Raw genomic sequence first — 12,180 nt, 5'->3', positions numbered from 1 at the left:
CCCTCTTCCGCCGCCAGTCGGCACCAGAAATCATAGGCGGATTCGCGTTTTTGCGTGGTGTATTCCCGTTCGACATGGCGTTTATAGAGCGTATCGCGGGTAAATAAAATACGATGCTCTTTAAGCAGGATCGTTAAGATTTCCGGTACAGACTTTCGATGGAAAATACGGCTGTCCTGATTGAGCGTCATCAGCCACATTGTGGGGCGGACAGTGAAAATATAAAAAGTCCGACGGCCATCGGTATTATCCTGTTCAGCCCCGGTTATCAAGCCATTAATGGTCCGTTCGGTGACGCCATTGCGGGTAATGGTCAGTGACGCACTGTCCCCCAGCTGTTCATTCAGGGGAATGTCATCACGTGAACTCACCACTTTTAACGTCAGGCGATAAAGCTGTGACAGCTCTTCCTGTAAAGTAAATTGCGAGACCTGAAAGGTGGTTTGGGGCAGCGCGCCAATTCGGCAGGTGAAAACTAATCCATCCATATTTGAAACCCTACATAATTGAGCCATTATCCTGAGATGGGGATAACGCAAGAAGCCATTAAACGAGTCATTACAGCGGCTCTTTTAAATAGCGCCGGTCTGTTCCGCGGTAAAAAAATGACAGCGTAAAACAGCCATCATTTAATACGTGGCGTTAGAGAGAACAACAGACCGCTTCCAACTAAGTAGGATGGAGTGGAGACAGATAACAGATAACAGATAACAGAGAATTTCGCTCTCTAAATATTATGACCCCAAGCTCACGATATTTATCAGATGAACATGAAGAAAATGTGATTAATGTCACGCAAAATGGCTGATTAATCGCCATCCATATACGGAATGAATAAAAATCGCCGTAAATTTTCATCTGATGCAGAGGCAATATAAAACCCCAAAAGCGTCAAGATATTAATCCGGTATATTGGAACTGGCGACAAATAAGCTTTCATCTTGGCAGTACACGCATTTTTTCATTCCAGGCTGTTGTTGTAACGAAAACGCCTTCATGAACTCTTTCACATACTTAAGTCACTACCACATTTTATTGCTCCTTAAAGCACCAGTCCGCGCCGATTTTGGGGTTAAGGTCAATATCCACTTCGATGACTTTTCGTATAAAGCCGCCGATATTGACCCCAGATAAAACAATTCGATATTTCAACTAATCTGAACGCCCTATTAAAGGAAGCTGTTCCAGCATATCTTTAAGATTCATAGCATCCCAAGGAAGGTGTTCTGCAATCCCAAGCCCAACCACTTTAGCCCGAGAGGCTGCCTTTTGGATCAGAGCCAGCACATCGGGAATGTTAAGTTTACCTTTGGCGATACCACCGAAATCATGCTCACAGGCACCCGGACGAGCGAATAATACGGAACGGAAGTTATTTTCATCCAGTACATCCAAATCGATATGAATTGCCAGACATTCGATTTTCTCTTCTTCAATCCATTTCATCACCGACTCGCCTCCCGCTCTGACATCATTTGGAGAACAGGTTCTGATTGCGTTATCAGCAATGAACTTTTTCTCATATTCCAGCGGGCTGTGTATTCCTGCGATCATGACTCTCCGGGAAGGTACTGGGCAAACCACGGTGGTTGTCAGATCGGGATCGCCATTGCCCATCAGTGCGCCAAGAACATGAGCGTGAGCATTCTGAAATTGAGCGGGAGTCATAACATCAGGATGCGAATCAATCCACAGTATCCCTAACTTTTCTCCCCAGCGCTCACTCAGCCAGGCAAAAGGGGCGAGATCAACCAGACAGTCACCACCAAACGTGACGATATTATCTGGCTTATATTCACGAATAATTTTCCAGACGCTACTAAGCTGAGTTTTAAGTGCTTCCCTGCCGATAATGCCATTTTCTACCGAGAGAGGCTTGGCTGGTTCCTGAATGGGTACATGAATAACAGGCGCATCCGTTTCCGGTGCAAGCCAGTTCAACATTTCCGCACCAAATTTATATGCCGGGTTATTTCCCCCCTGCCACTGCGGCATAACCAGCCTGATAGTATTTGAACAGTTAGTCATTACGATACTCCTTTGCATATATGTAAAGTGTATTCAACATCAGCCAAGCTGACGCCTCATCGACACTCCTTTCCCGCCTTATGTCGGCTGGAGTGCCTTTTCGAGGTAAAGATGATTTTCAGTCTGAACCATCCTTCAATCGCTTCTATCTGACCAATAACCACTCTACTGCAAAAAATAGCAAATAAAATAACCCAATGGGATAGGCAGTAAATTGCTGAATGAGATAGGATCTTGACCTGATAAACACTAAATTAACCTTATCAATCTATTACCAATAAGAAGGCATTATGTGGTTTTCCAGATTTAAACTGGCTTTTATCGCACTTTTACTTCCTTGGTTGCTAACGGTAGCAACACAAATGGCGGGAAGAATCTATCTTCTCTTAGCTTATGGCAATCATCAGCTTCTTGTTGATTCTACTCAAGACGTGGAACGCATGTTCTGGATCGGAGGACTGTTTGATATTCGGATTGCCAGTTTGCTGTTTGTGCCTTGTCTGCTGATTGCCAGCTTATTTGCTATTAATAAAAACAGCTTCAACATATGGCAACACGCCTATCCGTGGTTGGCAACAACACTCAGTACCGTGGTCGGGGCTTTGACGGTAAGTAATGTTTACTACTATGCCACTTATGAACGGTCGTTCGATATTTTCATCTTCGGCTTAGTGGAAGATGATACGCAAGCCGTGCTATACACCTTATGGAACGATTATCCTGTTATCGAAAGTTTGCTCTGTTTAGCGCTGTTCGCAATGACTGTTTTCTGGTCCTGTCTGCTCTGGCAACGCTACCTTATTGCACGCACAGAGCGCAAAACCAGTCTGCCCGTTTCTGCTATCGCGACGCTGGTTATTTTGACTGTCTGTTTCGTTGGTATGCGTGGCTCCATAGGTACCTTTCCACTACGTCAGGCCAATACACAGGTTTCAGAAGTCAAAATGCTTAATATGTTGACACCTAATGGCCCAATGGCACTGAACTGGGCGTTTAATGATCATTACAAAAATAGCGACTTCCCAGAAGCAACAGATGAACAAGGTAGCTGGTTATTAAACCATTTTCTGGAGAAACCAACCCCTGCAAATCTGTCACCGTTTATGGCTAAAACTGCCGACAACCCTACCGCTCAAAAAAATCCGCCTAATGTAGTATTTAATGTCATGGAGAGTATGGGTTATCACCTACAAAGCTTGGATCGCCCAGATCTTGATGTTTTTGGCGCCCTACGCCAACACTGGCAAAACGACTGGCGTTTTGAACGTTTCGTTTCCGAAGGCGATGGCACCATTGACAGTTTGAGCCGTTTCTTGATCCGCAGCCCAAACAGCGCAGTCAGTCAATCCACCGCGCAGGATCTCGATTTCACCAGCAATATGTTCAAACCCTATCTGGCGAATGGTTACAAAATTATCTTCGTCACATCCGGTAACGGCGCATGGCGTAATTTGAATCAGTTCCTGCCAAACCTGGGAGTCAGTGAATTTATCGATCAAAATGGGCTGAAAAATCGCTATCCAGAAGCCAAATTCGATACCTGGGGCGTGCCTGATGAGTTTATGTTCCGTTATATTGAAGAGCGTTTAGCTCAGGCAGAAAAGAACGGGGAGCATGTTCTGATTATGTCATTGTCTACGACTCATCATCCTCCGTATAAATCACCAGAAGGCTATAAGAAAACCGATATTAAGCTGAACGATATAGAGAAGCAGCGTTTAAGTCATTTGGCTAGTGGTGATGAACTACAAGAGGTTTTCCACACTCTGCGTTATGCCAACGATCAATTAGGGCAGTTTATTAGTTGGGTGAAATCCCAGTCATTGGCTTCCCATACCATTATTGCGGCAACCGGTGACCATAATATTCGAGGTATTAGCTATCCAGATGCTCACGAATTGGCAATCGGCCACGGCGTGCCGTTTTATCTCTACGTGCCGCCCGCTTATCGCCAAAACGCAATTTTTGACGCGACCAGAGTCGGCAGTCATAAAGACATTTGGCCAACCCTCTACCATTTGAGCTTGTCACATACGGCTTACTACCGTACCGGCTGTAATTTGCTGGCTAAACATCTAGATCCTATCTGGTGCCAAGGATATAACCCGGAAGTCACTATTACACCACAAGGGGCCTATATCATGATTGGCAAAGGTGAATTTCGACCGTGGGCAAATCAAACAGGCTTATTACTCGGTGAACCCCAGCCAATGACAGCCGACCAAACCAAACAGTTCCAACGTTGGCAGGTATTTACCGATCTCCTTGCATGGCAATTAAATCGTCAAGTTCACCACCAGCAATAATTGATACTTCCGTGAATCCCTTTAATCTCAATGTATTAAAGGGACTTACATGTAATCAACCTTTAACTCCCCCGGCGGTCAAACCATTGACCAACCAGCGTTGAGCAACCAAGAAAACGATGGTAATAGGGAGTGCTGAGAGCACAGCGGCAGCGGCAAAATCTCCCCAAAGATAGTTCTGTGGGTTAAGGTACTGCTGCATGCCCACCGCCAAAGTGTAATTGTTCACATCTCGCAGAAGCAGTGAGGCAACAGGCACTTCCGTAATCACACCAATGAAGGAAAGAATGAATACCACTGCCAGAATCGGTACCGAAAGCGGTAGCAGCACCATACGGAAAGCTTGCCACGGTGTCGCGCCATCAAGCGCAGCCGCCTCTTCCAAGGAGCCATCAATGGTTTCGAAATAGCCTTTAATTGTCCAGACATGCAACGCAATGCCCCCTAGGTAGGCAAAAATCACACCACCGTGGGTATTAAGGCCGATAAACGGTACATATTCCCCTAGTCGATCAAACAGGGCATATAGAGCCACCAAGGAAAGGACTGCCGGGAACATCTGAAAAATTAGCATGCCTTTCAGTAAGGTGCTTTTACCGCGAAAACGCATACGGGCAAAAGCATAAGCGCAGGTTGTTGATAATGTCACGATACCTACAGCGGTAATAAAGGCGACCTTAACAGAGTTCCAGAGCCATAGCATAACGGGGAAAGGTGGCGGTGTAACACGGCCATCCGGTGATACCACATTGTAGCCAAGCGCCAATTTCCAATGTTCCCAAGAGATACTTTCCGGGATCAAACTCCCCGTGGCAAAGTTCCCCGGTCGCAGGGAGATAGTAATAACCATCAGCAACGGGAATAAGATCATGGCAATAAAGGTTAACATCAACAAATGTGTCGCCAACAAACGCCATTTCTGCGATTTGGGTTGAACCATCGCCATTGCATTCCCTCCTTAGTCAAATTTAATGCGGGTCGCTTTCAGGTTAATAACCGCCAGTGCGCCAACCAACAAAAAGATCACTGTAGCAATGGCCGCAGCCAAGCCAAAGTCCTGGCCACTACTGCCGTCGAAAGCAATACGGTAGGTGTAGCTCACCAGTAAATCGGTATAGCCTGCCGGCGTCGTGGTGCCAATGCGGTCTGGTCCACCAAGGGTTAACAACTGAATCAGAACAAAGTTGTTAAAGTTAAAGGCAAAACTGGCAATCATTAGCGGTGTTAATGGCTTAATCAGCAACGGGAAGGTAATCTTAAAAAAGTTCTGAAACGGTCCTGCGCCATCCATTGCCGATGCTTCATACAGATCATCTGGTATTGCCTTCAACAACCCCATGCAGAGGATCATCATGTAGGGATACCCAAGCCAAGTATTCACCACAATCAACATGGTTCGCGCCATCGTCGGATCGGTAAACCAAGCAGGTTTAAGACCGAATAGACCGTTAAGCAATAGATTGATCTCACCAAAACTCTGGTTAAATAACCCTTTGAAAATCAAAATAGAAATAAATGATGGCACTGCATAGGGTAAGATCAACAACACGCGATAAACAGCACGACCTTTCAGCGATTCCCACTGCACGATGCAAGCCAAAACCATGCCAACAGCAACTGTCAGCACTACAGTGAGTAGAGAGAACACAACCGTCCAAACGAAAATAGCGAGGAATGGTTTCTGAATACCTTCATCCTGTATCACACGCAGGAAATTTTTCCAGCCGATGGAAACAGTAAATCCTGGCGTCAAAGTCTCATTTCCCCATTGCCCATCAGCATTGACAGACTGATAGAAACCAGTATCGGTATTGGGGCGATAAAGCGTGCCTGTTTGATTATCAGTGAGAGCCTTACCATCTTCCCCAAGAGAGTATTTAGGATGTACGCCAGAGAATTGACGTAGCGAACTCATTTTCAGTCGGCTGCCATCCGGTAAAACAGCAACCAACTGGTTCAGAGCCTGTCGATTCTGGGTGATAGTGCGCAATGTCGCCGCTTCACCGTGCTGGATGCTATCCTGCTCATACAAATGCAGAGTCGTCTCTTTCGTCGCTGACAGAGAAAACGGCTCTGATACCAGTTGCTTAGCCTGATTCGGTACGCTCAGCGCCAAAACCCATAGCTCCGATTTTGGATAGAGCTTAAAAGTCAATGTTTGCCCCGACTGATACTGACGGCTCATCAGGACAGATTGTGCGCGTTCAAAAGTTAGTTGATTGATACTACTATAGTTGGTGAAGGCGATAGCAATGGTGCAAATGAGCGGAAACAGTACAAACAATCCCATTCCTGCTACACCCGGATAGGTATAGCGCCAGGCATAAGTATTGCGGTTGGAAAAAACATAAATCCCCATACCTAACAATACCAGTGTCAACATTGCGAACAGATACTCTCCCTGTGAGTACATCAATACCACCAGATAACCGGTAAAGAGTACACACAAGCTTACTGCAAACCATTTCAGAGCAGAATGCTGCCACCATGATGTTTTTTCGAGCGTCGCTGACATAATGCTCTTCCTTTTTACTACGACGTAACAGCTTTGCGGATAGCTTAATCAATCTTCCTGCAAACAGGCATCCTTACTGGTTGCAGGAAAGAGACGCCCTTTCAAAAGAAGAGCGCCCACAAGTTACTTAGTTATACGGGCTTCTGCATCACTTAGCGCAGCATCAACGGCCTGACGGCCAGTCAACGCATTAACAATAGCGTTGCGCATGGCATACCAAAAACTACTCATTTGTGAGACGTTTGGCATGATTTCGCCTTTTTGAGCATTTTCCATCGTGGCGGCAATACGTGGGTCCTTAGCCAGAATATCGTGATAGGATTTCAGTGACACAGCTCCCAACGGCTTATCCTTATTCACCATCTCCAGACCTTCGTTGGTCAGCAAGTAGTTTTCCAAGAACTCCTTCGCTAGCTCTTTATTCGGGCTGGCAGCATTGATGCCTGCCGTTAATACGCCAACAAACGGCTTAGATGGATGGCCTTTAAAAGTCGGCAACAACGCCACGCCGTAATTTATCTTGCTCTTGTCGATGTTAGCCCACGCCCACGGACCGTTGATAGTCATCGCCGTTTCACCTTTGTTGAACGCCGCTTCAGCAATGGAATAGTCAGTATCCACATGAAGATGCTTATTTCTCACCAAATCTATCATGAAACGCAGCCCTGCTTTGGAGCCCGCACTATTCACTCCGACATTCTTCACATCATATGCGCCATTTTCCAACTTGAACGCATATCCTCCATCCGCAGCAATCAACGGCCAAGAGAAATAAGGCTCTTGCAGATTAAACATGATGGCACTTTTGCCTTTGCTCCTCAGTTCCTTATCCAAAGCCGGGATCTCTTCCCAAGTTTTTGGCGGCGTCTTCACCAAGTCTTTATTGTAGATAAGAGAGAGGGATTCAACTGCGATAGGATAACCGACTAGTTTACCGTCGTAGCGTACAGCATCCCAAGTGAACGGGAATAGCTTATCTTTGAAGCTTTGATCCGGTGTGATTTCCGTCACGAGACCAGACTGCGCGTAGCCGCCAAAGCGGTCATGGGCCCAGAAAATAATATCCGGCCCATCGCCGGTTGCTGCAACTTGTGAATACTTCTCTGCAAGCTTGTCTGGATGTTCAACGGTAACATTGACGCCCGTATCTTTTTCAAACTTCTCACCAACTTGTGCCAGGCCATTGTAGCCTTTATCACCGTTGATCCAGATAACCAGCTTACCTTCCTCTATTTTTGCAAAAGCAGAGGCAGATAACGCTAGCGTGGCTAAGGCAGAAAGCGCTAAGGTACGAACGCTCGCTTTTAAAGTTGTTTTTATCATCATTCCGTCCTCATAGTTTGAAAGGTTCAGAGTGAACTGTTTTGTTACATTGGCGGAGGGTATTAAGCTAGTGTGCGATCAACAATGAAAAGACTCATCCTCCCCTACTCTACGCCCTACCCGGAATGGCTGTGATCTCTATTCCAAAAACAGAAGAACCGTGCCGTCGACCACAAAAAGGGGCATCTTTTTTTGCGATAATTATCACAAATTATCCCTTAACTCATACCTCACCACCTCAGTAACGCTTATCTCATCCTCCTCACTCCTCCCCCATAAAAAACTTCGGTATGGAGGATTTACTCACCCGCCATCTTAAACACACTCTGGTTTATTATTTTTCACCGCGAATTGCGGTGATAAGTCCGAGGGAACACATGTCGAGCGTCACACTACATAATGTATCGAAGGCTTATGGTGAAACTATTATTTCCAAGAACATCAACCTTGAGATACAAGAAGGAGAATTTATCGTTTTTGTCGGCCCGTCAGGTTGTGGGAAATCGACAATATTAAGGATGATTGCGGGTCTGGAAGATGTAACTTCCGGTGACTTACTGATCAATAACATCCGAATGAACGATGTGCCACCCGCCAAACGCGGCGTTGGGATGGTTTTTCAGTCTTATGCACTGTATCCCCACCTGTCTGTTGCAAACAATATGTCATTCGGCATGAAGCTGGCTGGCGCTAAAAAAAAGTGATATTCAGCAACGGGTAACGCAAATTGCCGAGATGCTTCAACTCGCCCACCTGCTTGATCGCCGCCCTAAAGCCTTATCAGGCGGGCAACGTCAACGTGTCGCTATTGGCCGTACTCTGGTCGCTGAACCCAGTGTTTTTCTGTTGGATGAACCTCTTTCCAACCTGGACGCCGCGTTACGCGTCCAAATGCGCATTGAAATCTCACGCCTGCATAAGCGTCTGAAACGCACGATGATTTATGTCACTCACGATCAGGTTGAAGCGATGACGCTAGCCGACAGAATCGTGGTGCTGGATGCCGGGGATGTCGCTCAGATCGGCAAACCACTTGAACTATACCACTATCCGGTTAACCGCTTTGTTGCCAGCTTTATTGGCTCACCCAAAATGAATTTCCTGCCAGTTAAAGTCACGGCTACCGCTATCGATCAGGTACAGATTACTCTGCCCAACCGACAACAAATCTGGCTGCCCGTAGAAAGCAAGGGAGTAAAAGTAGGCAGTAATGTCTCTCTGGGAATACGTCCTGAACACCTTCTGCCAAGTGATATCGCGGATGTCACATTGGAAGGCGTAGTGCAGGTTGTCGAGCAGTTAGGCAATGAAACCCAAGTTCACATTGAAATCCCGGCCATTCATCAAAATCTGGTTTACCGCCAACCTGATGTTGTGCTGGTGGAAGAAGGGTCCACCTTCACCATCGGGCTACCCCCTCACCGCTGCCATTTATTTCGGGAAGACGGAACGGCATGTCAGCGTCTGCATCAAGAACCCGGTGTTTGAGCCTGAGCTAACTAAGAAACGACAGGAGAATAATTGATGAAATCAATGCGCATACTACCTATCTCACTAACCATTATGGCCGGATTACTGTCTATTCAGGCATCAGCCGTAGAATTCCACGGCTACGCCCGCTCTGGTATTGGTTGGACCGGCAGCGGCGGTGAGCAACAGTGTTTCAAAAGCACTGGCGCACAGAGCAAATACCGTTTAGGCAATGAATGTGAAACCTATGCTGAACTTAAGCTAGGTCAAGAGCTATGGAAGGACGGTAATAAGAGTTTCTACTTCGATACCAACGTGGCTTATTCCGTGGCGCAACAAAATGACTGGGAATCCACCGATCCGGCGTTCCGCGAGGTCAATGTTCAAGCGAAGAACGTCATCGATTGGTTACCCGGCTCAACACTGTGGGCAGGTAAACGCTTTTACCAGCGCCATGACGTACATATGATCGATTTCTACTATTGGGATATCTCAGGTCCGGGCGCTGGTCTGCAAGATATTGATCTCGGCTTTAGCAAGCTCTCTCTGGCTGTTACCCGTAATACCGAATCTGGCGGTTCTCATGGCTGGATTGCCGGTCAACGCGATCAAATACCCACCTCCAATGATGTCTACGATATACGTCTATCCGGCCTGGAAGTTAACCCAGGCGGCAATCTGGAGCTTGGTTTTGACTATGGACGCGCCAACGCGCGAGATCACTACAAACTTGACCGTAATGCTTCCAAAGATGGCTTCATGTTTACCGCCGAGCATACACAGAGCATGTTAGGAGGCTTTAACAAATTTGTCGTACAGTACGCAACCGATTCCATGACCTCCTCCAATAGTGGTCATTCCGAAGGCGCCAGCGTAAACAATGACGGTTATATGTTACGCATTCTGAATCATGGCGCGGTTAATCTCGCAGAAAAATGGGATCTTATGTACGTAGCGATGTATCAGGATACTGACCGTGATAACAACAATGGCAGCACATGGTATACGGTCGGGGTACGTCCAATGTACAAGTGGACGCCGACGATGAGTACTCTGCTGGACATCGGTTATGATAACGTCAAATCCCAACGTACCAACGATACCAATGATCAATACAAAATCACCCTAGCCCAACAATGGCAGGCCGGTGACAGCATTTGGTCCCGTCCGGCTATTCGCCTGTTCGTCACCTATGCAAAATGGGATGAAAAATGGGGTCATGCGAACAACAACGACGGTTACATTAATGGCATGGCCTACCGTGATACGGCAACGCATAAATTCAGCCGTGGCGACGATGATGAATTCACCTTTGGCGCACAATTCGAAGCTTGGTGGTAATCCGGTTACAACGATTTGATCTCAGATCAATCAAATGATTTGTAATGGTTAACGCCTTTTAGACTGATATGCCTCCTAACCGTGGGGTGGGTATCAGTCTCTTTTTTTCAACCGAACAAGGGTAAGAAGATGAAAACTAAACTGCTCTCATGTTGCCTTAGCGCGGTACTCTGTAGCACATTTCCTCTTATAGGATATGCAACGCCCATTACCGCGACTCAAACACCTATAACAACTCAAACAACCACGACACAGGATATTGTTGCCCCTTCCCTCTCAATAACAGCATTGCAAAAACTGAGCTGGCAACCGATTAATACCAGCGATACTCAGACTATTATCCTCAATGCGGCCTCTCAGCATCTTAATGAGGGAGATATTCAAGGGCCGATAGCAGCATTCGCGCTGCCGGCAAACCGAGGCTCTCTGGATATTACCCTGAGCAGTTTAGTGCAAGATAAACAAGTTTATGTGCCAAATGTTTTAGTCCTGGATCAAGGGTTACGCCCTGCCGCATTTTACCCGAGCAGTTATTTTCCCTATGAACGTCCGGGGGTCATGTCCACCGATCGGCTGGAAGGCACACTAAAGCTAACACCAGCACTGGGACAACAACAAATTTATATACTGGTCTACACCACTGGTACCGATTTGCAGCAATCCACCCAAATGGTTGATCCCGCCAAAGCTTATGCTCAAGGCGTCGGAAATGCTGTTCCCGCTATTCCCGATCCTGTTGCTCGCCATACGCCAACAGGTACGTTGAAGTTGAAAGTAAAATCAGAACAAAACGCCGGCAACATCACGATTGGTCAAGTTTTCTCAAGTCCAGCACAAGAACCGATCATTGTCGGGCCAACACAAGCCATCGTAACGCCGTCTACGCTGCAAAAAGTCAAACCAGTCCTGAGTGATACAGAACGATATTTCAGTGATGCAATCAAAAAGGAAATTAATAACGGCAATATTGATAAGGCACTCAAATTGCTGGATGAAGCGGAACGCCTTGGATCTTCAACGGCACGAGAAACATTTATCAATAGCATCAAAAACAAGGGGTAAACCAGACATTAATTCATTCAATACAAATGCTCTTCGAAAAGGAGGGCATTGGGTCTAACCCCTTTTTACACACATCCCCCAGAAATGGGGTTTTATACCCTATGGATTTCAAGATGCATCGCGACGGCAAGGGAG

Annotated in this window: 8 protein-coding genes and 1 pseudogene; 4 read left to right on the top strand and 5 right to left on the bottom strand. The window is 46.5% G+C overall.

Translation table 11 applies throughout. The features are described from left to right. Positions 1-488: contractile injection system protein, VgrG/Pvc8 family (locus tag C6H66_RS21530; RefSeq protein WP_248000773.1), on the bottom strand; the 488-nt coding region annotated here is incomplete at its 3' end. Between the two features lie 664 nt (positions 489-1,152). Further along, on the bottom strand, positions 1,153-2,028 hold the full coding sequence (locus C6H66_RS21525) for an arginase family protein (RefSeq protein WP_105396676.1): 876 nt from the start codon (positions 2,026-2,028) through the stop codon (positions 1,153-1,155). A 290-nt stretch (positions 2,029-2,318) separates the two neighbouring features. Between C6H66_RS21525 and C6H66_RS21520 the strand changes: the two genes are divergently transcribed. Next, a complete protein-coding gene (locus tag C6H66_RS21520) occupies positions 2,319-4,334 on the top strand; it encodes an LTA synthase family protein (protein WP_105396675.1) in 2,016 nt (671 codons plus the stop codon). Between the two features lie 55 nt (positions 4,335-4,389). Here the strand turns inward: C6H66_RS21520 and malG are convergent, their stop codons facing one another. The 3 genes from malG to malE all read right to left on the bottom strand — a co-directional run bounded on the left by malG (position 4,390) and on the right by malE (position 8,172). Further along, the gene (malG, locus tag C6H66_RS21515; protein ID WP_105396674.1) at positions 4,390-5,280 is read right to left on the bottom strand and encodes a maltose ABC transporter permease MalG; all 891 of its coding nucleotides are present in this window, start codon (positions 5,278-5,280) and stop codon (positions 4,390-4,392) included. Positions 5,281-5,292: 12 nt separating this feature from the next. Continuing rightward, on the bottom strand, positions 5,293-6,849 hold the full coding sequence (gene malF, locus C6H66_RS21510; RefSeq protein WP_105396673.1) for a maltose ABC transporter permease MalF: 1,557 nt from the start codon (positions 6,847-6,849) through the stop codon (positions 5,293-5,295). A 123-nt stretch (positions 6,850-6,972) separates the two neighbouring features. Beyond that, on the bottom strand, positions 6,973-8,172 hold the full coding sequence (malE, locus tag C6H66_RS21505) for a maltose/maltodextrin ABC transporter substrate-binding protein MalE (RefSeq protein ID WP_105396677.1): 1,200 nt from the start codon (positions 8,170-8,172) through the stop codon (positions 6,973-6,975). Between the two features lie 377 nt (positions 8,173-8,549). Here malE and malK point away from each other — a divergent pair. The 3 genes and pseudogenes from malK (at position 8,550) to malM (ending at position 12,045) form a co-directional block, all read left to right on the top strand. Next, positions 8,550-9,660 (top strand): annotated as a pseudogene (malK, locus tag C6H66_RS21500) (maltose/maltodextrin ABC transporter ATP-binding protein MalK). A gap of 36 nt (positions 9,661-9,696) precedes the next feature. Next, positions 9,697-10,983: a maltoporin gene (locus C6H66_RS21495; protein WP_105396672.1), complete on the top strand. Its 1,287-nt coding sequence runs from the start codon at positions 9,697-9,699 to the stop codon at positions 10,981-10,983. 129 nt (positions 10,984-11,112) lie between these two features. After that, positions 11,113-12,045, top strand: a complete 933-nt coding sequence (gene malM / locus C6H66_RS21490) for a maltose operon protein MalM (RefSeq protein WP_105396671.1) — start codon at positions 11,113-11,115, stop codon at positions 12,043-12,045. The last annotated feature ends 135 nt before the right edge of the window (positions 12,046-12,180 follow it).

Origin of the sequence: Photorhabdus hindustanensis, assembly GCF_002968995.1 — a bacterium.
Lineage (GTDB): Bacteria > Pseudomonadota > Gammaproteobacteria > Enterobacterales > Enterobacteriaceae > Photorhabdus > Photorhabdus akhurstii.
Note: the sequence above shows the minus strand (reverse complement) of the source record. Positions and strands in the feature narration are given on the sequence as shown.

Bases quoted from the DNA above. Each gene is read 5' to 3' on its own strand.
- malE (WP_105396677.1), bottom strand. From the start codon at position 8,172: ATGATAAAAACAACTTTAAAAGCGAGCGTTCGTACCTTAGCGCTTTCT.
- malF (WP_105396673.1), bottom strand. From the start codon at position 6,849: ATGTCAGCGACGCTCGAAAAAACATCATGGTGGCAGCATTCTGCTCTG.
- malM (WP_105396671.1), top strand. From the start codon at position 11,113: ATGAAAACTAAACTGCTCTCATGTTGCCTTAGCGCGGTACTCTGTAGC.
- C6H66_RS21495 (WP_105396672.1), top strand. From the start codon at position 9,697: ATGAAATCAATGCGCATACTACCTATCTCACTAACCATTATGGCCGGA.
- malG (WP_105396674.1), bottom strand. From the start codon at position 5,280: ATGGCGATGGTTCAACCCAAATCGCAGAAATGGCGTTTGTTGGCGACA.
- C6H66_RS21525 (WP_105396676.1), bottom strand. From the start codon at position 2,028: ATGACTAACTGTTCAAATACTATCAGGCTGGTTATGCCGCAGTGGCAG.
- C6H66_RS21520 (WP_105396675.1), top strand. From the start codon at position 2,319: ATGTGGTTTTCCAGATTTAAACTGGCTTTTATCGCACTTTTACTTCCT.